Below are 20,093 nucleotides of genomic sequence, written 5' to 3' on the forward strand. Positions count from 1 at the left end.
AGCGCGTTCGAGCCGCTACGGCGATCACTCCGCGCGGAGTCGCGCCAGGTGGTGGTCGAGCAACGCCGCGACCTCCTTGGGCGTGTAGTGCCCGACCAGGGTGGCGTTCACGATGCCCTGCGCGAAGGCGTACAGGATGCTCGCTTCCTTGCCGGCGTCCAGGTGGGCGGCGAGTTGCCCGGCGGTCTGGGCGGCCCTGATCTGTTCGGCGAGGAAGGACAGCAGGGACGAATACCCCGTCCGCATCGCGGCCGCCTGGTTCTCCGACACCACCGAGCTCGCCTGGAACGCCTGCCCGATGCGGTTGAGGTAGCTGCGCTCCTCATCCAGTGGCAACAGCTCCAGCACGGTCGCTCGCAGCACCTCCAGCGGCGTGGACTGGCGCGCGGCCACCGCCGTCACCCGGTCCCCGATCCAGATCCCGATGCGTTCCAGCGCCAGCAGCAGCATCTGGTCCTTCGTCGTGACGTAGTACTGCACCGCCCCCATGGACATGCCGGCCTCGGCGGCGACCTCCCTCAGGCTGACGCTCTCCATGCCCCTGTCGTGGATGACGCGGTGCACGGCCTCGGCGATGTGCCGCCGCCGGGCGTCGTGGTCGACGATCTTCGGCATCTCCCGCCACTTTCTCATGCGACCGCATGGTAAAAGCTCTCGTTCCCCGTTTATCGTGCGACTGTATGACAAAAGCGGACGACAGGGGGATCCAGATGCGGGTTCTGATCGTCGGAGTCGGCACGCGTGGGGACGTGGCGCCGTACGCGGGGCTGGGGATGCGGTTACGCGAGGCCGGACACGAGGTGGTGATCGCCGCGCACGAGCCGTACGCAGAGCTGGTGACCGAGGCGGGCCTGGGGTGCGTCCCGCTTCCCGGAGACCCGCTCCGCGCGCTGACCGGCCGCTTGTCCATCAGCGCCTTCAAGGAATACGGCGAGCAACTCGTGGAAGGCCTGGCCGGGCTCGCCGGACAGGAGGCCGACCTGCTCCTGCTCGGTGTCGCGGGCGCGCCCGGCTACCACGTCGCCGAGGCGATGGGCGTGCCGAGCATGGGGGTGCACCTGCAGCCGGTCGACCCCACAGGGGACTTTCCGCCGGTCATGAGCCTGTTCCAGCGGTCGCTCGGACGGTGGGGGAACCGCAGGGCGGCCCGGCTCGCGTTCGAGTCGCCCGCCGCCGGTCCGCTGCTGGCCGGGTTGGGCACGAAGATGCGTTCCCGGCTGGGACTGCCCCCGATGACCCCGCGCGCCCTCTACCGGCACCGGGAGAGCACGCGCTGGCCGGTCTTCCACGGGATCAGCCCGCTGGTGCTGCCGCGCCCGGCCGACTGGCGGCCAGGGCTGGAGATCACCGGCTACTGGTGGCCGCCCCGGCCGCGGGGATGGCAGCCGGAACCCGTGCTGCGCGACTTCCTGACATCAGGACCCACGCCGGTCTTCGTCGGCTTCGGCAGCCTGGCCGGCGCGCGGGCCGAGCAGTACACCGAGCTGGCTGCGCAGACACTGCGGCGGGCCGGGTTGCGCGGCGTGTTGCAGACCGGCCTGCGGGCACACATCTCCGACGATGTGCTGGCGATCGGCGACGTGCCGCACGACTGGCTGTTCCCCCAGCTGGCTGCCGTCGCCCACCACTGCGGCGCCGGTACCGCCGCGAGCGGGGTGCGGGCAGGGGTGCCCACCGTGGCCGTGCCGGTCATGAACGACCAGCCGTTCTGGGCGTCCAGGCTGACGGCACTCGGCGTGGCCCCGGCCGCCGTCCCGTTTCGCCGTCTGACGCCCGCACGGCTGGCCGCCGCGCTCACCACCGCAGTCACCGACCCGGCATACCGCCAGCGGGCCCAAGCCCTCGCGGCCCAGGTCTCGGCAGAGGACGGCGCGGCACCCGTCGTCGAGGCGGTGAACCGGCTCCAGACCACCCGCCGACCAGGATGACAAGCCGGAGGCGTCCCCGAGTTCGGTGCAGGTGGGATCGTGGCCGTCGGCCTCCGCTGCTCGAAGTTCTCCTCCAAGCCCTGTCGCCGGGTCGGAATGGCGGCCCTTGACCCGAACCCGGAGCCAGGTTCGGAACCGCCCGGAGCGACGGCGTCCCATCTGATTCTCCTGATCAGATGGGACCGCGTCGACCTTGGCAATACTGTCTGACAACGGCTCAGGTCAGAGTTGATTTGCCTCAGCATTCTCCTCCCCAACCCTTGTTCACCAGATCGATGTTCTGTCCTATGGCGTCGATGAGCCCGGCGCTTCCGTGGTCAATGTAATAGCCGGTCTGGGTGTTGAAGTGGATGCAGTAGCTCGTGTATCGAGGGAAGGCTCGCCGCGCTCGCCGGTTACGCGAGCGCCAGCCCAGCCAGAGCGGCGACGGCTGCCGGGATGAACCTCTTCAGCATGAGTTCTCCTCGCTTTGTTGCCTGGACGGTCCCAGGTCGTGAAAGGGGCGGCCCACCGAGCGGATAAGTGAAGGCTCGGTTCATCAGCCGCCTGGACCTGTGGCCATAACGAATCCAAAGCCGATCCATAGGGCCGCGTCCTACGGTGTGCCGCATGCGACCTACGACGGCAACGCGCCGCGCATTCATCATCGGGCTCGTAGCGGTGAGCGGATTCATCGCTGTCCCTGCGGGGCCGGCCTCCGCCACTACCGTCCAGATTGCCTCTGACCTGAGCTGTTACAAGCAGGTTCTCACTGTCCGCGGTGGAGGTATCAGAGGGTTCTCCGTCAACTGCACTGGCCCGGCAAGCAAGATCAGGACCTTCACCGTCCGGGGGTGGAGCCAGAACGCCAACACGGTGGGGAGCAGTGGGATGAGCGTCTACGGAGCTGAAAGCGGGTGGGTGTCGCTGCCGACGCTCTCAAACGGCACCTACGACTGGATCGACGTCAAGTGAACCCTGCTTCGGGTCCGGAACCTCTGCACGAGCAGAGAGCCTCCACGACCGAGCTCGCCCACCGGCCCCACTGACCCCCACCACCACGATGGCCGCCACCCCGACCAGGGCGGCGGCCATCGGCGGCTGTCACCGCTCGCAGCCGTACCCCGCTGGGCCTGCTCGCCCAACGCGCGGACGACGGGTGGCGACCGCCCTCGCTATCGTGATCACATGGGGGCAGACCACGTACGGTTCAACATTCTGGGCCGGGTCGAGGCGACGGTCGGCGAGCGGCCGGTGCGGCTGGGCGGTTCGCGGGCCCGGCAGGTGCTGGCCATGCTGGCGGCCGGCCACGGTCAGGTGCTCAGCATCGACCGGCTGGCCACCGCCTGGGGCCATGACCCGCCGGCGACCGTACGCAACCAGGTCATGATCGCGGTGGCGGCCTTACGCAAGGCCTTACGCAGGGCGGGCGCCGAGTCGGAGATCATCAGGACCGAAGGGTCCGGCTATCGGCTGGCCGGCGGCCTGGTGGACACCCAGCTCGCGGAGCAGCGCATCGAACGGGGCCGGCAGGCGGCTCAGGCGGGACGGCAGGCCGAGGCCGCCGACCTCCTGGGCCAGGCCCTGGCTCTGTGGCGCGGCCCGGTGCTCGGCGAACTGGAACTGGAGGAGCTGGCGGCCTTCGCCGGGCGATGGGAGGAACTGCGCCTGGCCGTCCTCGAAGAGCGGGCCGAACTCGACCTCGCCCTCGGCCGCCACCGCGACGTGGTCGGCGAGCTGTCGGAGCTGCTCGCCGAACATCCGCTGAGAGAGCGCCTGCGGGGGCTGCTCATGACGGCGTTGCACGGCTCCGGGCGGCGGTCCGACGCGCTGGAGGTGTACCGGCAGGGGCGAGCCCTGCTGGCGGACGAACTCGGCCTCGACCCCGGGCCCGAGCTGCGCCGGCTGGAAGCGGCCATCCTCGCCGACGCCCCCGACCTCGACCTCGAACCCTTCCACGGACGCGACGAAGCCAGGCAGGCGCCCGCCGAACTGCCCGCCGACGTGACCGGCTTCGTGGGACGCGAACGCGATCTGGCCCTGCTGCGCCGGCACGCCTGCGCCGCGGGCACCCCGTCCGTCACGACCGTCACCGGCGCGGCCGGCGCGGGCAAGACCGCCCTGGCCGTACGGTTCAGCCATCTCGTGGCCGAGGAGTTCCCCGACGGCCAGCTCTACGTCGACCTGCGCGGGCACGCGCCCCGGCCGCCCATGCCGCCGATGGAGGCACTTGTCCGGATGCTCGGCTCCCTGGGGGTGCCCCCCGAGCGCATCCCCGAAGAGCAGGAGGCGGCGGCCTCCCTGTACCGCTCACGTCTGTCGGGCCGGCGGATGCTGGTGCTGCTCGACGACGCGCGCACGGCCGAGCAGGTACGCCCCCTGTTACCCGGCGCTCCCGGCTGCCTGGTCCTCGTCACCAGCCGCAACGCGCTCGCCGGGCTGGCCGTCTCGCACGGCGCCCGAGATCTGTCGCTCGGCGTGCTCGACCGGGACAACAGCGTCCGGCTGCTGGCCTCCATGGTCGGAGATCAGCGGCTGTCCGCCGAACCGGACGCGGCCGAGCAGATCGTCCGGCTGTGCGGCCGCCTCCCGCTGGCCCTGCGCGTGGCCGCCGCCACGCTGGCGACGCGCCCGCGCAGGTCGCTGGGCGAGTACGCCGCCGCGCTGTCCGCGCGAGGGCTGGACCTGCTGCGGATCGACGGCGACGTGGCGGTCCGGGCGGCGTTCGAGCTGTCGTACGCGGGACTGCCCGAGGCGGAGCGGCGCCTGTTCAGGCTGCTGGGGCTGGTCCGAGGGCCGGACATCACCGCGCCGGCCGCCGCCTGCCTGGCCGACGTCGGGACCGCCGAGGCCGAACAGCTCCTGGACCGCCTCGCCGCCGCGCATTTGATCGAGGAGCACCGGCCGTACCGGTACACCTGCCACGACCTGCTCCGCCAGTACGCCGGAGAGCTGACGCTCCGCGACGACGCCCCCGCGACCGGCGTCCAGGCCCTCGAACGCCTCGGCGACTGGTACCTGGCCGAGGCCGTCGCGGCGGCCGAGAGCGCCTATCCCTCGATCACCCGCCTGCCGCTCCCCGTCACCTCCGGGCTCAGGCCCCGCGCCGAGGCGATGGCCTGGCTCAGCGCCGAACAGGCCAACCTCGTCGCCTTCGCCCTGCACGCCGCCGACGCCGCCTCCCTCACCCCCGCCGCCCGCCGGCCTCCGATCAGCGGGCCCAGGCGGCATGCCTGGCTGATCGCCGACGCCCTGCGCGGCCACTTCGTCCACCACACCGCCACCAGCCTGGCCGACATCGTGGCGGTCTCCGACGCCGCGGTGCACGCGGCCACCGTCGAGGACGACCCGCTCGGCCTGGCGGCGGCGCATCTCAGTGCGGGCACGGCCGCCCTGTGCCGCGCCGCCTATTCCACCGCCCGAGCCGCCTGCGAGCTGGCCGTCCGGCACAGCGAGCGCGCGGACTGGTCCGCCGGCGCGGCCGCCACGCACAACAACGCCGCCGCCGCCTGCCACGACCAGGGCGAGCTGGGCCAGGCCATCGACCATCTCGTCAGGTCCGTGGAGCTCAACCGTCAGATCGGCGACACCTACGGCGAGGCCCGCGCCACGGGCAACCTGGGCGCCGTACACCTGGAATACGGCGACCTGGAGGCAGCGGAACGACACCTGCGTGACGCCCTCGCCCTCCACCGCAACCTGCGCGACAGCGAGCTGAGCCACTCCCTCAACGAGCTCGCCACCGTCCGGCGCCTCAGCGGAGACCTGGACGAGGCACTGGCCCTCGCCACCGAGGCACTCCGCCACGACCGCGCACGCGACCTGCACGTGCCCGAGTCCAAGAGCCTGGCCACGCTGGCGGAGATCCACCGCGACCGCGGCCGTCTCGACCTCGCCCTTGAGGCTGCGCTCCTGGCCGGTGAGCGTGCGGAAGGAGCGCGCCACGTCTATGCCATGTGCAGCGCCATGCACGTGCTCGGCACCGTCCGGGCGATGACCGGACATCACGGCGAGGCCCTGGACGCCCACCAGCAAGCGCTCACCTACGCCGTCACGGCAGGCATGCGGCGTCTGCAGGTCAGGCCGCTGCTCGGCCTCGCCCGCGCGCATGCCGGCCTGGGCATGCACGACCGCGCGCTCCAGTACGCCCGTCAAGCGCTGGACCAGGCGTCCTCGACGGGCTATCGCCGGCTGGAGGACCTGGCGCTGTCGCTCTTGGCCGACCTCGAAGGGGGGCCACGGCCGGCGCCTCGCGAGGGGGACGGGCGCCGTACTCGGCGGTGATGCGGCGCGAGGTACGGGGTCGCGCTGGGAGGTCGAACGGCGCGGGACCTCCGACGCCACGTTGATCAGAGCGGATTCGACGGCGCGTCGGCAGCCGCTCGCTCCTGGGAGACGGCGGTCGCCGAGAAGCACGCCGGGTTGACGCGCGCCTGCTGGGCGAGGAGGTCGGCGAAGGCCACGGTGATGGCGTCGGGACGGGTGCGGGTGTAGGCCGCGAGGGTGCGGCGGATCGGCGGATCGGGGCGGAGCAGGACGCCGTCGAAGTGGGGCGGGATGATGTTGGCCGGAACCAGGGCCGGACCGAGTCCGGCGGCCGCGAGGAGAGGAGCGGCGGAGGTCTGCTCGGCGCGGATCGCCGCCTGCGGGTGGAAGCCCGCTTGGGTGCAGACCTGGTCGAGCAGATCGGCGAGACCGTTGTCGGGGGCGTAGTGGACCCAGGCGCGGTCGGCCAGATCGCTGAGGGCGACCCTGCCGGTGGGGCTGCCGGCCAGGGGGTCGTCGGCGGCCAGGACGATCCCGAACTCCTCGACGCCGAGCTCGCGGATCGGTCCCTCCCAACCGGCGGGCACAGGGCCGACGGCGAGGTCGGCGCGGCCGGCGGCCATGGCGGCCTGGAGCCGGTCGGCGTGCGGGTACTCGCGCAGCCGGATCCGTACGCCGGGGTGCCGGCCGCGCCAGGCCCGCAGGACGGGCGGCAGGATGCCCAGGCTGACCGAGTAGATGGCGGCCACCTCCACCTCGCCCTCCTCCAGTCCGGCCGTGCGCCGCGCCACCCTGTGCAGGCGCTCGGCCTCGGCCAGCGCGGCGCGGGCGTGCGGCAGCACCGCCCTGCCCATCGGGGTCAGGCGTACCGCGCGAGGAAGCCGTTCGAGCAGCGGGCCGCCGACCGCGGTCTCCAGCGCCCGCATCTGGTGGGAGAGCGCGGGCTGGGTGACGTGCAGGTGCTCGGCCGCGCGGGTGAAGGAGCCGAGGTCCACCACGGTCACCAGGTATTCGAGCTGCCGGAGCGTCGCCATCGCCATGAGCACAGTTTATCGATCCGGTAGAAAACAAGCCTTGGACTCATGGCAGGTGGGTGAGCCAGAGTCGTGGACGTGGCCGCCACCGGCAAGGTCGGGCGGCTGATCCCCGACTGTTCGAAGGAGTTCTCCCATGTCCGATGACACGCGCTTGAAGGGACAACGGCTCGTCGTGGTGGGCGCGGGTTCGCACACCGGACGCGCGCTGGCCAGGTCCGCGTCAGCGGCCGGCGCCGCCGTCGTGCTGGCCGGGCCGGATCTCCGCAAGCTGGAGTGGACGGCCGCCGAGCTGTCCGGGCCCGCCGAGGTCCGCGTGCTCGACCTCTGCGACGAGCGGTCGATCGCCGACTTCGCCGGAGGTCTCGGCCGGTTCGACCATCTGGTCTCCACCGCCGCGGCGCCGGCCAACGGCCCGCTGAAGGACCTCGAAGCGGCCGACGTGCAGCGAGCGTTCTCGGCCAAGGTGATCGGGCCGCTGCTGCTGGCCAAGAACCTGGTGGGGCAGGTGTCCGAGCACGGCTCGTTCACCTTCTTCTCCGGTGTGGTCGCCTGGCGCCCGGCGCCCGCGCGCACGGTGATGGCCACCACCAACGGCGCGCTGGCCTTCCTGGTGCGGGCGCTGGCGGTGGAGATCGCGCCGGTCCGGGTGAACGCTGTTTCCCCCGGCATCGTCGACACCGGTGCCTGGGACGGCATGGGCGCCGACAAGGCGGCGTTCCTGCGCGGGGTGGCCGAACGCAACCCGGCCCGCCGGGTGGGCACCCCCGAGGACCTGATCAAGGCCGTCCTCTACGCCATCGACAACCCCTACGTCACCGGCACCGTGCTGCATGTCGACGGCGGCGGCCGCCTCGCCTGACCGCTTCGCCGAGCAGCTCGGCGCTCAGTTCGGTCTCGCGCCGGAGGCGGCCGTCGACCACTTCGTCCGCGAGGTGCGCCGGCTGCCCAGTGCCCGGCTCGGCGAGCCCGAGGACGTGGCCCGGGTGATCGCCTATCTGCTCTCGCCGCTCGCGGGCCAGGTCACCGGTGCCGAGTGGGCCGTCGACGGCGGCGCACTGCGTCAGATCTGACCCGTCATCACCCCGTTCTTCCGCCCGGTCGAAGGGACCGGACGGCCTTCCCGGCACGCGCCGAGCGTGCCGGCTGATTCGAGGAGTACCGCTCATGCGCTCACGCACCCTTGTCCGCGTCGCCGTCGTCGCCGTGGCGGCGAGCCTCGCGGGCGGCATCGCCACGGCCGCCCATGCGCACGACGACAGTCACCGGCAGGGCCCGTACGCCTGGCCCCAGCGCCTGATCGACCACTCACCCGACCTGGTCCAGCCCAAGGCGATCACCGTGGACCGCTCGATCGGCGACAGGCGCGCGGCCCAGGAGGTCCGCCTGGCCCAGCAGCTGTACACGTTCTGGAACACCGGCGAGCAGAAGCACCTGGACGCCGCGGTCAGCCCGCGGTTCAAGGACAACACCCTGCCGGCCGGCCGTCCGCAGGGCCCGACCGGCCCGGTCTTCGCCTCGAAGAACTTCCGTGCCGCCGTGCCGGACCTGACCTGCGAGCTGGCCGACCTGCTGGTCACCGGTGACAAGATCACCGCCCGGCTGGTCTTCCGCGGCCACTTCACCGGCGCCTTCAACGGCGTCCAGGGCAAGGGCCAGAGCGTCGGCTTCAACGCCATCGACATCCAGCACGTCGGCACCGACAAGATCATCGAAGACTGGCACATCGAGGACAACGCGACGCTGCTGAGCCAGCTCGGAGTCGACGGCTGACACCTCGCCTGACCCCTACGCCGCGTGCCTGGCCACCGCGGCGGCGCCCGTGCCGGCCAGGACGAAGAGCGCGGCCAGGGCGAGCCAGCCCGCCGTACGGTGTTCGACGGCGGTGGTGACGAGGATCGGCGAGACCATGGCGGCCAGCGCGTAACCGGTCTGGCTGAGCCCCTGGTAGGCGCCCGCGCTGCGCGGGTCGGCCAGTTCGAAGGCCATGCCCCAGCCGCCCGCCTCGCCCAGGATCTCTCCCATGGTGTGGGCGAAGGCGGCCAGCACGAACAGGACGCAGGCGACGATCACGTTTCCGTAGGCGGCCAGGGCGTACAGACCGCAGGCGAGAGCGAGCAGCCACGAGGCGCGCCTGACCGTGAGCCCGGCCTGGCGCACGTCGTCGGTGCCCTGTGAGGCGCGCACCTGCAGCGCGGCGACGACCACGGTGTTCAGGACGAGCAGGACGGAGACGATGGCGGTGGGCGCGTCGGTGGTGGCGACCCAGAGCGGCACGCCGACGGTCAGCAGGCCGAACTGCGTGGCCACCACCGCGTTGCACACCACGCTCGCGACATACCTGCGGTCCCTGAGCGGCGAGGGCCCGCCGGACGCCGCGCGCTGCCTGACGGCGGTCATCCTGGCGGCCAGCTCCGGCACCTGACGTCCGAGCCCGGCCAGCGGCACGGTCGCCGCCAGCAGCAGGACCCCGGCGGCGACCATCGCCACCCGGTAGGCCGCCGCGGTGCCGATCAGCAGCGCCGCCGCGGCGGCGCCCGTGCCCAGGCCGATGAAGACGTTCGTGACCACCCGCATCCGGGCCCGGATCTCGACCCGCTCCGGGCCGGGGTACCACCGGGCCAGCATCGCCTGCTTGGCGGAGGACCCCACCGAACGCGTGATCACCGCCATGCAGGCGATCAGGGTGAACACGACGGCGTCGGAGACGAACGTGTAGGCGAGCAGTGCGAGCCCGTTGAGCCCCGTCGCCACCGTCTGGACGCGATGCGCGCCGACCCGGTCGGCCAGCCACCCTCCCGCGTACGAGGCCAGCACCCCGGTGCCGCCCGCGATGCCCAGCCCGAGACCCACCGTCTGCACGCCGAGCCCGATGACGAGCGTGAAGTACAGCGTGCTGACGGTGTAGAAGACGCCGCTGGAGAGCGCGAACGCCATCGTGCTGAGGGTCAGCGAGCGGGCGACGCGGTCGCTGGGGAAGAAGGTCTGGATCACGGTGGCTTTTATCCCGCGATAGGGCCTTTGTCGCCAATTGATGTAGCGTATGGCTTCATGGCGGGGCTGATCGAGTACGAGCTCGCGGGCATGGACGTCGCGGACGTCCGCTTCGCCATCTCGCCGCTCAACGAGCTCACGCTGTCGTTGCGCACGTTCCGCGACCCCGGGCGCTACCCGGTGCACCTGCCCTGGCTGCGCCGCACCGAGCAGGTCCGCTCCAGGCTGGACCTGCCCCTGCTGCGCGCGCTCACCAACGACGACATGTGGACGCCGGACTACCTGTCGCCCCGCCCCCACGCGCCGCTCACCCGCATCGACGACGAGTTCGCCGCCCTGGCCCGCGTGCCCGCCGGGCGCGTGCTCGACGACCTGCGCGCCATCCACCCTCGGCTCCCCGAGCCGTTGCGCGGCGACCCGTCGGCCCGCATCCTGGACGCGCTGCGCGACTACTGGCGCACCTGCTTCGCGCCGTGGTGGCCCAGGATGCGGGCGGTGCTGCAGGCCGACGTGGTCCACCGGGGCCAGGTCATCTCGGCCCACGGCCTGGCGGCGATGTTCGCCGACCTCAACGAACGCGTGCAGCTGAAGGACGGGGTCGTCCGCATGCGGCTGATCAGCGACGCCCGCTACCGACGCGCCACCAGCGGCGAGGGCCTCACCCTGGTCCCGACCCTCTTCAGCCGGGCACCCACGACCCCCATCTCGCCGTCGGAGCCCCCTCTGGTCATGTACGGCACCCGGGGCGCCGGCACGCTCTGGCAGTCCGAGCCCCGTACCTCCCCGGCGGTGCTCACCGACCTTCTGGGCGCCACCCGGGCAGGGCTGCTCACCACACTCGAAGCCCCCGCCTCCTCGACCGAGCTGGCCGGCCGCCTGGGCGTCACCACCTCGGCCGTCAACCAGCACCTTCGCACCCTGCGCGCCGCCGGCCTGCTGGCCAGCGCCCGCCACGGCCGCTCGGTCCTCTACCTGCGCTCCGAACTCGGCGACGCCCTGGTCGCCGGCTCGGGACTCCACCGTGAAGGGGATTGAGCCGGGCGCACTCAGGCACTCTCCGTCCTCCTGCGGAGGCCGTGCGCCGCATGGCGACCCTGGTGCGGACCGCCCGCGGCGGCGTCACGCTGACCGCGAAGGCGCCGGTCCGCGGCGGCGGTAGGTGGCGATCGACTCGGAGTCGCCGTTCCCGAACGACGCCATCAGCCACAAAACCGCCGTTCTCGCCGTGCCAGATCATCGCCCGCCGGTTCCACTGCTTGCCGCCCACCGCGACGTCCCCTCTGTCTGGGGCGGCTGGTGCCGGCGCCAGACCCGTCCGTCCCACTGCAGGGCGACACGACGGTCGAAGCCGTTGCCCACCGCCCACACGTTGCGGGGGCCGTCGGCGTCAGAGAAGGCGTGCGGGCCCCGTGGACTCACGCTCGATCAACGCCGGCCGTGACACCCACTCCCGTGCCTCCGTGCGCGCCCTGATCCGCTCCAGTGCCAGGTCGGCCGCGACGCGGCCCATGGCGGTGCCGTACTGGGCGATGGTGGTGAGCGAGAAGCGCGGGTGCGAGGCGAACTGGGTGTCGTCGTAGCCGACGACAGAGACGTCATCGGGCACTCGCAGCCCATGCTCCGACAGCGCCCGCAGGCTCCCGAAGGCTCCCTGGTCGGATCCGACGAACAGCGCGGTCGGCGGATCCCCCCGGTCGAGCAGCGCCGCCGTGGCCCGGTAGGTCTCGGCCTCGCTGCCGCCGCAGGTCACCACCGACAGGTACGCGTCGAGCCCCAGCCGTTGCATCGCCTCGCGGTAGCCGGACTCGCGTACGGCATGCGGGCTCAGCATGCCGGGCCCGGAGACGTTGTGCGAGAGGTGAGTGATCCGCCGGTGGCCCAGCGTCGCCAGGTGCTCGACGGCCAGGGCCGCGCCTGCTCGGTCGTCGTTGACGACGCGGTCGTAATGGTCGCTCGCGTCGTGCCTGGCCACCACCACCGTCGGCAGCCGCTGGGCGAAGGAGTCGAGCCAGGACGCGCGCACCTTCGGCGAGACGACGATGACCGCTTCCACCTCGCGGTCCCACAGCGACTCCATGCCGGGGTTCCGCTCGCTGGTCTCGTGGTCGAAGGGGGAGACGAGCATCCGGTAAGGGCCGGTGTCCAGCTCCTCGTAGACGCCGTCGAGGATGTCGGCGAAGAACTGGCCGCGCAGCAGGGGGACGGCCACCCCGATGGTGCGGGTGGCGGTGCGCATGGCGCGGGCGGCTTCCCGGGGACGGTAGCCGAGCTCGGCGATGGCCCTTTCGACGCGTTCGCGCATGCGCGGGCTCACGCCGTAGGCGTCGCGCAGGACCTTCGACACGGCAGCCCGTGACACCCCTGCCGCGGCGGCGACGTCGGAGATCGTGGGGCGCGAGGAACTCATGTCAGCAACATAGCGGTCCGGAACTTCCCTCTTGAAAAATGTAGATCGATCCACAATAGTCGCTTCACACAACGCGGACCAGCGGCGTGCGGGCCGTGGAACCCCCTACACGAGGTATCGACGCAGATGACACAGACGACGGCCAGGCGTGCCTGGAGGACGGCCGCGCTCGGCGGCATGGCCTCCTACATGGACGCGGCCACCATCGTGGGGACCGGCACCGCGCTGGTTCTGTACAAGCAGCAGCTCGGGCTGAGCCCGTGGATGATCGGCACGGCGTCGTCCGTCCTGACGCTGGGCCTGGCCCTTGGAGCCGTGTTCGGCGGACGGCTCGGAGATCTGCTGGGCAGGCGCAGGGTGTTCACCTACGACCTGGTCGTCTTCGTCGCCGGTCTCCTGCTGCTGGCCTTCGCCGTCCAGCCGTGGATGATCTTCGTCGGGGTGGCCGTCACGGGTCTGGCGATGGGCGCCGACATTCCGACCTCCTTGGCGCTGGTGGCCGAGGAGGCGCCGGAAGGCCGGCGTGCCAGGCTTGTCGCCTTTTCGCAGGTGCTCTGGAGTTGTGGCGGATTCGCTGCCTACCTCATCGCGTTCCTGGTCTCGGGGACCGGAACGATCGGCGCGCGGATCATCTACCTGCACGTGATCGTCGTGGCCCTGGTGGTGCTCGTGCTGCGCCGGCGGCTGCGTGAGTCGGAGGAGTGGGTACGCGAGCGCGACCGGCAGCAGGCCGGCCCGGCCGAGGGCGTGCGCGGCGACTCCTGGCGCGTGCTGACGTCCAGGCCGCTCCTGGGCGCCGTCGTCGGGCTCGGCCTCTTCTACGCCGTCGGCAACCTGGTCGCCAACACGTTCGGCCAGTTCCAGACGTTCCTGTTCACCGAAGTGGCCGGGGCGCAGGTGTCGACGGCCACCCTCGTGGGGATGCTGGCCTATCCGCTCGGATTCCTTACCATCCTGATCTTCATGAAGTACGTGGACGGGCCCGCCCGGATGCTGCTCTACACGATCGGTGTCGCGATCATGGCGATCGGAACGGCGATCCCGCTGATCGTGGGGCTGAACACGGTGACGCTGATCATCCTGAAGTTCGCCATCACGATCGGCGCGAGCTTCGCCGGCGAGGTCATCTTCAAGGTGTGGTCGCAGGAGTTCTTCCCCACCCTGATCAGAGGCACCGCGCAAGGCGTCGCCATAGCCTTCACCCGGTTCGTGGCGGCGGGCTTCGCGCTGGTCACCCCGGTGATCGCCGACGCCAGCCCCCAGGCGCTGATGGTGGTGCTGCTCGCCGCCGTGCTCATCGCCGCCCTGATCGCCTGGACGTGGATCTTCCCGCTGCGCCGCCGCATGCCGGCCACCGCCGACCCCGTGGCGGTCCGGTGAGCGTCGACCTGCGGCTGCACGGCATGCCGGCGCCGCGACCGCGTCTGTCCTGGCGGACCACCGAGCCGTTCGACGCCTACCGCGGCGAGCTCACCCTCGCCGGCGGGCGACCCGTCGTCCACACGGCGGAGGGCGCCGAACAGCTCGGCGTGCGATGGCCGTTCGCCCCACTGGACTCCCGCGCCGCCGGAGCGCTGCGCGTCAGCGTCGGCAGCCGGGGCCGCTGGGGCGACTGGAGCAGGCCGCTGGCCTTCGAGACGCCGCTCTTCGGCGCCGGGGACTGGAGCGCGCGCTTCGTCTCGCCGCGGACCCTCGGCGCGGTGCTCACCGCCGCGCCGCTGCTGAGCCGTACCGTGAAGCTGCCCGCGGCGGTGACACGCGCCCGCCTGCATGTCACCGCACTCGGGCTGCACGTGACGCGGATCAACGGCGAGCGCGTCACCGACGAGGAACTGGCGCCCGGCTGGACCAGTTACGGCCGGCGGCTGCGTTACCGCACCCACGACGTGACCGCCCTGCTCGGGCCGGGCGAGAACGAGGTCACCGCGCTGCTCGGCAACGGCTGGTACCGCGGCAGGCTCTACTCGCGCGGCGAGCGAGCCCTGTACGGCGACCGGCTCGCACTGCTGGCGCAACTGGAGATCGAGTGCGCCGACGGGAGCACGCATCTGGTGGTGACCGACGAGAGCTGGCGGGCGCACGCCACGGGCGTCCTCGCGGACGACCTCTACGACGGACAGACCACCGACCTGCGGATCGGACGCGGACCGGGCGAACCGGTGGAGGTGCTCGACGAGCCGCTCGACCAGCTCTTTCCCGGCGACTCTCCGCCTGTTCGGCCGGTCGCCGCAGTGCGGGGCGGCAGGCGGTACGCGGCCCCGTCGGGGGAGCTGCTGGTGGATTTCGGGGAGAACCTGGTGGGCTGGGTACGGCTGCGCGTGCGCGGGCGTGCCGGGCAGGAAGTGGTCGTCCGGCACGCCGAAGTGCTGGAGGACGGTGAACTGGGCGTCCGCCCCCTGCGCAGTGCCCAAGCCACCGACCGCTACGTGCTGGCCGGTGGACGGACCGAGGTGCTGGAGCCGTCGCTGACCTTCCACGGCTTCAGGTACGCGGGGCTGCGTGGCGTGGCTCCTGAGGAGATCGAGTCGGTCGAAGCTGTCGTCCTCAGTTCCGACCTGCGCCCCACAGGGCATTTCCGCTGCTCGGATCCCGATGTGCAGCGGCTCCACGACAACGTGGTGCGCAGCATGCGCGGCAACTTCCTCGACGTGCCGACCGACTGCCCCCAGCGGGACGAGCGGCTCGGCTGGACGGGCGACATCCAGGTCTTCGCGCCCGCGGCCGCCTTCCTGGCCGACTGCTCGTCCTTCCTGTCCTCGTGGTTGCGGGATCTGGCGGCGGAGCAGTTCGAGGACGGCTGCGTGCCGTTCGTGGTGCCGAACGTCCACCACAACATCCTTCCCGCGGCCGCCGCGTGGGGCGATGCGGCCACGATCGTGCCGTGGACCCTCTACGAGCGTTACGGCGACGCCGAGGTGCTGCGCGAGCAGTATCCGAGCATGCGGGCGTGGGTGGAACGGCTGCGCGCCTTCGCGGGGGAGGACGGCCTGTGGGCCGGCCGCTTCCAGTTCGGCGACTGGCTCGACCCGGCCGCTCCGCCGGACGCGCCCGGCGACTCCCGCACGGACAAGGACCTGGTCGCCACGGCGCACTACATCCGCAGCACCGACCTGCTGGCCAGGACCGCCACCGTGCTCGGCCTGAGCGAGGACGCGCGACGCTACCGAGACCTGGCGGCGCAGGTGAGGCGTGCGTTCGCGGCCGCCTACGTCACGGACCGCGGGCTGATGGTCAGCGACACTCCCACGGCTTACGCGATGGCCCTGCACTGGGACCTGCTGCCGACGCCGGAGCAGCGGGAAGCGGCTGGAACGAGGCTGGCCGACCTGGTGCGAGCCAACGGCTTCCGGGTGGCGACCGGATTCGTCGGCACGCCGTTGATCACGGACGCGCTCACCGAGGCGGGATACCCGCACCTGGCGTTCCGGCTGCTCCTGGAACGCTCCTGCCCGTCGTGGCTCTACCCGGTGACGATGGGGGCGACGACGATCTGGGAACGCTGGGACAGCATGCTGCCCGACGGCTCGATCAACCCCGGCCAGATGACCTCGTTCAACCACTATGCGCTGGGCGCGGTCGCCGACTGGCTGCACCGGCGGGTGGCCGGCCTCGCGCCCGCCGCCCCCGGCTACCGGCGGATCGAGGTCCGCCCGCTGCCGGGACATGGGCTGACCTGGGCGGAGGCCGATCTGGAGACGCCGTACGGCGATGCGGGCGTGGCGTGGCGGATCAGTGACGGCACCCTCATCCTCGAAGCGCGGGTCCCGCCGGGGACCGAGGCGATCGTGCACCTGCCGGGGCGCGAACCGTTCCGGACCGGTCCCGGCCGTCATCAGTGGAAGGCCGAGCTGCCGCCACCGGCGTCGCCGGAAGTGATCGCGGACGCCGTCGACGACGCTTGGCTGTGGGAGCGCCTGACACAGGTGATGACCGCCCATGGCGTGATCGGCGATCCGGCGGCCCTGGCCGCTCGCGGGTTGCGCCTGCCGCTGTCCGAGCTGGCCTCCGTCGTCGCCCCACGTGCCACACCGGAACAGGTCGCGCGGCTGCAGTCGGCCCTGGAAGAGCAACTGCGGCCGTGAGCCGAGGTCGGGCCGGGGGTAGACGGCCTCAGGATCGGTGGGCGGGAGGTCGTCCATCGAGGCATGGGACGAGCCCCAGCCGTCTCGGACATGGTCGCAGTGCTCAGGTTCTGGCGCCTGCGGCCAGGACGCGCCCGACGAGGATGTCGGTGAACCTGTCCGGCTGCTCGAACAGCGACCGGTGCCCGGCGCCGGGCAGGACGGTGTGTTCCTTGTGCGGCGCCACGAGCGTGGCGTACCAGTCGTCCAGCAGCCGGCTGCGCGCCGGGACCTCGTCGGCGCCGTCGATGAAGTGGACGGGGACGGCGAGCCGCGGGACGCGCGTCCGCAGGTCGAGGTCGCGGGCCCGCGGGTAGTAGCGGTCGTAGGCGTCGAGGAAGCCGGTGACGAGGTGCACCTTGTCGAGCAAGGAGTATTCGGGCGCCACCAGGCTCTCGTCGAGGCCGCCCTGTCCGTTCCCGGTCGCGTAGACCTTGCTCTCGGCGAGCAGCATCGGCTCGTAGCCGTACATGCCGGCATAGGGCGGGGGCCCGACGGCCTCCAGCGCGGCGGCGAGGTCGCGGTCACGGTGACCGCGCGCCCAGGCGAGGGTGTCGGCGTACTGGACGCGGTCGGCGGCGCCGGTGTTCACTGCTTGACCGACGCCGACGTAGGCGTGGAACAGCTCGGGCCGCCGTTGCACGGCGAGCACCGCCGGCAGGGTGCCCCCGGAGTGCGCCAGGAGGTAGATCCGGTCCTTGCCGAATCGGGTTCTGAGGTAGTCCGCGGCGGCGAGGATGTCGCCGGTCTCGCTCGCCGGGGTCAGCGTGGCGGTGGGTTCGAGCATCGGGTAGGAACTGCCGCCGCCGCGGCGGTCGAGGGTGGCGACGACGACGTGGTCCTCCAGCGCTGACAGGTGCCTGCGCACCGCTCCGCGTTCGGCCGCGCCGGGCGCGCCGGGGACGAACAACAGGACCGGCTTGGCCGTGTCCCGGCCGCGGATCATCAGTCCGAGCCGGTGGGAGCCGCTCGGGACGGTCGTCAGCTCGGCGACGGCACGCTCACCGGCGATCGGGGCGGTGCTCGCGGGCAGGGCGACGCCGATCGCCAGCGCGGCGACGATCATCGCGAGCGCGCCGATCAGCGTCCGGCCGAGCAGGCGCCGGACGCGGCCTGCTCCCGATCCTGATCGGGCGAGGCCGGTTCCCTGTCCTGGTCGGGCAAGACCGGCTCCCCAGGCGGCACCGACGAGCATCGGAAGCAACGCGAGCAGCCCGTGCACGCCCCGCCCGGCGAGGAACGCGAGCACTCCGAACAGCCCACCCTGAGGCGCGTCGACGCTCGGCCCTTCCGCGCCGGTGCGGACGATCTCGAAGACCAGGGCGAACACCGCCGGCGCCGCGATCATCGCCCATCGCGACCTGGCGAGGTATCCGGCGACCCCGCCCACGACCAGGCTGAGCCCGATGCTGGTCAACGCCGCTGCCGGGGTCAGAGGCCCGCGCGGCGTACTCACCCCCGCGACCGCTCCCCACACCAGCGGTGCGAGTACGGACGCAATCCTGTTCACGATCATCGCCACCCCCTTCAGACGTAGCAGTCGCTACATGCATACGAATGTAGCATGCGCTACATTCGTGGGTGGGACTGCTACGGTCGAGCCATGGATCGTCGTGCCGAGCTGGCCGAGCAAGTGCTGGACTACGTGCTCGAACACGGTCTGATCGGGTTGTCGCTGCGTCCGCTGGCCACCGCCCTGAACACCAGCGACCGCATGCTGATCTACCACTTCGGCAGCAAGGAACGGCTCGTCGGCGCCGCCCTCGCGCTCGCGCAGCAGCGGCTGGCCGCGGCGGCCGAACCTCCCGGCGAGGCGGTGCGCAGCGTCGCCGACCTCGTCAGGCATCTGTGGTCCAGCCTCGCGCACCCGAGCGGCACACAGGCCACCCGGCTCTATCTCGACCTTTCCGTCCTCGCCGCCAAGGAACCCGAACGCTGGAGGGCCGCCGTCGAACAACTGCGCGGGCCGTGGCGCGAGCCGTTGCGGAGCGGCCTCCTCGCCCTGGGGGTCGCGGCGGGCGAGGCGGAGCCGCTCGCCGACCTCATCCTCGCCACACTCGACGGCCTGGCGCTCGACCGCATGGTCGCCGCGAACCCGGTACGCGCCGACAACGCGGCAGCGGCCTTCGCCGACCTCCTCGACCGCCACCCCGGCTGACCACCGGAAACCCGGCCGGCAGCGCAGTGACGGACTTCCGGATCAATGGGCGCGCCGGCGGTGCGTACCGGCACGCGCCGTCCGAAACGCGGTAGCCGTTCGTTCTCGGCCCGCATACGTTCGGCCGCATGGCTGACGAATGCTTCGGACATCCACGACTCGCCGCGATCTACGATCCGCTCGACCCCGACCGCGGTGATCTCGACGCCTACCTCCGGATGGCGGAGGAGTTCAAGGCGCGCCGAGTGCTGGACATCGGCTGCGGCACCGGGGTGTTCGCGCTGCTTCTGGCCGATCGCGGGATCGAGGTCGTCGGCGTCGATCCCGCTCGGGCGTCCATCGACGTCGCGCACGCCAAACCCGGCAGTGAGCGGGTGCGCTGGATCTGCGGTGACGCGACGGACCTGCCGTCGCTGCAGGTCGATCTGGCGACGATGACGGCGAACGTCGCCCAGGCCGTCGCTGATCCGGACCTCTGGCAGGAGACGCTGCGGGGAGCCTGCGAAGCCCTGCGCCCCGGAGGGCGTCTGGTCTTCGAGACCCGCGATCCGGCCCGGCGCGCCTGGGAAGGATGGACGCGCGAGCTCTCCCACCGCGTGACGGAGATCCCAGGCGTCGGCTCCGTCGAGAGCTGGGTCGAGCTGGTCGAGGTGAGCCTGCCTCTGGTGACCTTCCGCTGGACCTACGTCTTCGCCGCGGACGGACAGGTGCTGACGTCGGATTCGACGTTGCGTTTCCGGGAGCGGGAAGAGGTCGGGAGAGATCTGGTCGCCCACGGATATGTGGTGGAGGACGTTCGCGACGCGCCTGATCGGCCGGGGAGAGAGTTCGTCTTCGTGGCACGGCGTGCCGGTTGACCTCATCGGTGATCTGTGAGGCCGGGCGACGGTGCGCACTTGCCCGAAGCGCGACCGACCGGGCGCCGTCCTCGGGTATCCTGCGAAATCGATCTTGTCAAGAGTTGATCATTTAAGGCCCGTACCATACTTTTTCGTTCATCCGACCCTGACGGGAGCGACGGATGAATCTGAATGCGGCAGTTGCGACCGGAGCCGCTGCTCAGGCCGTACTCATCGTGGTTTTCCTGATAGCGACACTGTCAAAGACCATAACCCACCGCGAACTCGGCCGGACCATCGCACAACTGGGTCCGGCGGCTCTGGGAAGGCACGCCGCGATCGCGGTGATCGGCGTCGAGACGCTGGC

General features: G+C 71.7%; 17 protein-coding genes. 12 read left to right on the plus strand and 5 right to left on the minus strand.

What is annotated here, in order from left to right:
• Positions 1-24 precede the first annotated feature (24 nt).
• Positions 25-633 carry a TetR/AcrR family transcriptional regulator gene (locus ACWCSD_RS05765; protein ID WP_397159546.1) on the minus strand — a complete coding sequence of 203 codons (609 nt, stop codon included), beginning with the start codon at positions 631-633 and terminating at the stop codon, positions 25-27.
• A gap of 77 nt (positions 634-710) precedes the next feature.
• Here ACWCSD_RS05765 and ACWCSD_RS05770 point away from each other — a divergent pair, with 77 nt between their 5' ends.
• The 3 genes from ACWCSD_RS05770 (at position 711) to ACWCSD_RS05780 (ending at position 6,191) form a co-directional block, all read left to right on the plus strand.
• The gene (locus tag ACWCSD_RS05770; protein WP_449913290.1) at positions 711-1,928 is read left to right on the plus strand and encodes a glycosyltransferase; all 1,218 of its coding nucleotides are present in this window, start codon (positions 711-713) and stop codon (positions 1,926-1,928) included.
• A 609-nt stretch (positions 1,929-2,537) separates the two neighbouring features.
• Positions 2,538-2,882, plus strand: a complete 345-nt coding sequence (locus ACWCSD_RS05775) for a hypothetical protein (RefSeq protein ID WP_449913292.1) — start codon at positions 2,538-2,540, stop codon at positions 2,880-2,882.
• A gap of 213 nt (positions 2,883-3,095) precedes the next feature.
• A complete protein-coding gene (locus ACWCSD_RS05780) occupies positions 3,096-6,191 on the plus strand; it encodes a BTAD domain-containing putative transcriptional regulator (protein ID WP_449913293.1) in 3,096 nt (1,031 codons plus the stop codon).
• A gap of 65 nt (positions 6,192-6,256) precedes the next feature.
• Here ACWCSD_RS05780 and ACWCSD_RS05785 read toward each other — a convergent pair whose 3' ends face one another.
• Positions 6,257-7,213, minus strand: coding sequence for a LysR family transcriptional regulator (locus ACWCSD_RS05785; protein ID WP_449913294.1), 957 nt, complete (start codon positions 7,211-7,213; stop codon positions 6,257-6,259).
• Positions 7,214-7,343: 130 nt separating this feature from the next.
• Here ACWCSD_RS05785 and ACWCSD_RS05790 point away from each other — a divergent pair, with 130 nt between their 5' ends.
• From ACWCSD_RS05790 to ACWCSD_RS05800, 3 genes are all read left to right on the plus strand, one after another.
• A complete protein-coding gene (locus ACWCSD_RS05790) occupies positions 7,344-8,069 on the plus strand; it encodes an SDR family oxidoreductase (protein WP_358298086.1) in 726 nt (241 codons plus the stop codon).
• A complete protein-coding gene (locus tag ACWCSD_RS05795) occupies positions 8,041-8,280 on the plus strand; it encodes an SDR family oxidoreductase (protein ID WP_449913296.1) in 240 nt (79 codons plus the stop codon). The genes ACWCSD_RS05790 and ACWCSD_RS05795 overlap by 29 nt, the downstream gene beginning before the upstream one ends.
• A 94-nt stretch (positions 8,281-8,374) precedes the next feature.
• Positions 8,375-8,980 (plus strand): ester cyclase, encoded by a 606-nt coding sequence (locus tag ACWCSD_RS05800; RefSeq protein WP_449913297.1) that lies wholly within the window; start codon positions 8,375-8,377, stop codon positions 8,978-8,980.
• A 15-nt stretch (positions 8,981-8,995) separates the two neighbouring features.
• Here ACWCSD_RS05800 and ACWCSD_RS05805 read toward each other — a convergent pair whose 3' ends face one another.
• On the minus strand, positions 8,996-10,201 hold the full coding sequence (locus ACWCSD_RS05805; protein ID WP_449913298.1) for an MFS transporter: 1,206 nt from the start codon (positions 10,199-10,201) through the stop codon (positions 8,996-8,998).
• A gap of 57 nt (positions 10,202-10,258) precedes the next feature.
• Here ACWCSD_RS05805 and ACWCSD_RS05810 point away from each other — a divergent pair, with 57 nt between their 5' ends.
• On the plus strand, positions 10,259-11,236 hold the full coding sequence (locus ACWCSD_RS05810) for an ArsR/SmtB family transcription factor (protein WP_397159560.1): 978 nt from the start codon (positions 10,259-10,261) through the stop codon (positions 11,234-11,236).
• Between the two features lie 352 nt (positions 11,237-11,588).
• On the opposite strand, the gene ACWCSD_RS05815 is transcribed toward ACWCSD_RS05810, so the two are convergent.
• Complete coding sequence (locus ACWCSD_RS05815; protein WP_397159562.1) at positions 11,589-12,608, minus strand: LacI family DNA-binding transcriptional regulator; 1,020 nt, start codon at positions 12,606-12,608, stop codon at positions 11,589-11,591.
• Positions 12,609-12,734: 126 nt separating this feature from the next.
• Here ACWCSD_RS05815 and ACWCSD_RS05820 point away from each other — a divergent pair, with 126 nt between their 5' ends.
• Both ACWCSD_RS05820 and ACWCSD_RS05825 read left to right on the plus strand, forming a co-directional pair.
• Positions 12,735-13,988: an MFS transporter gene (locus ACWCSD_RS05820; RefSeq protein WP_397159564.1), complete on the plus strand. Its 1,254-nt coding sequence runs from the start codon at positions 12,735-12,737 to the stop codon at positions 13,986-13,988.
• Positions 13,985-16,690, plus strand: coding sequence for a family 78 glycoside hydrolase catalytic domain (locus ACWCSD_RS05825; protein ID WP_449913301.1), 2,706 nt, complete (start codon positions 13,985-13,987; stop codon positions 16,688-16,690). Before ACWCSD_RS05820 ends, ACWCSD_RS05825 begins: the two co-directional genes overlap by 4 nt.
• Before the next feature lie 103 nt (positions 16,691-16,793).
• Here ACWCSD_RS05825 and ACWCSD_RS05830 read toward each other — a convergent pair whose 3' ends face one another.
• Positions 16,794-18,239, minus strand: coding sequence for an alpha/beta fold hydrolase (locus ACWCSD_RS05830; protein ID WP_449913302.1), 1,446 nt, complete (start codon positions 18,237-18,239; stop codon positions 16,794-16,796).
• A gap of 93 nt (positions 18,240-18,332) precedes the next feature.
• Here ACWCSD_RS05830 and ACWCSD_RS05835 point away from each other — a divergent pair, with 93 nt between their 5' ends.
• From ACWCSD_RS05835 to ACWCSD_RS05845, 3 genes are all read left to right on the plus strand, one after another.
• Positions 18,333-18,887, plus strand: coding sequence for a hypothetical protein (locus ACWCSD_RS05835; RefSeq protein ID WP_449913303.1), 555 nt, complete (start codon positions 18,333-18,335; stop codon positions 18,885-18,887).
• Positions 18,888-19,015: 128 nt separating this feature from the next.
• Complete coding sequence (locus tag ACWCSD_RS05840; RefSeq protein WP_397159571.1) at positions 19,016-19,744, plus strand: class I SAM-dependent methyltransferase; 729 nt, start codon at positions 19,016-19,018, stop codon at positions 19,742-19,744.
• Between the two features lie 164 nt (positions 19,745-19,908).
• Positions 19,909-20,093 (plus strand): hypothetical protein (locus tag ACWCSD_RS05845; RefSeq protein WP_449913306.1); only part of this gene is annotated, 185 nt, incomplete at its 3' end.

It is taken from the genome of Nonomuraea sp. NPDC001684 (assembly GCF_053596515.1).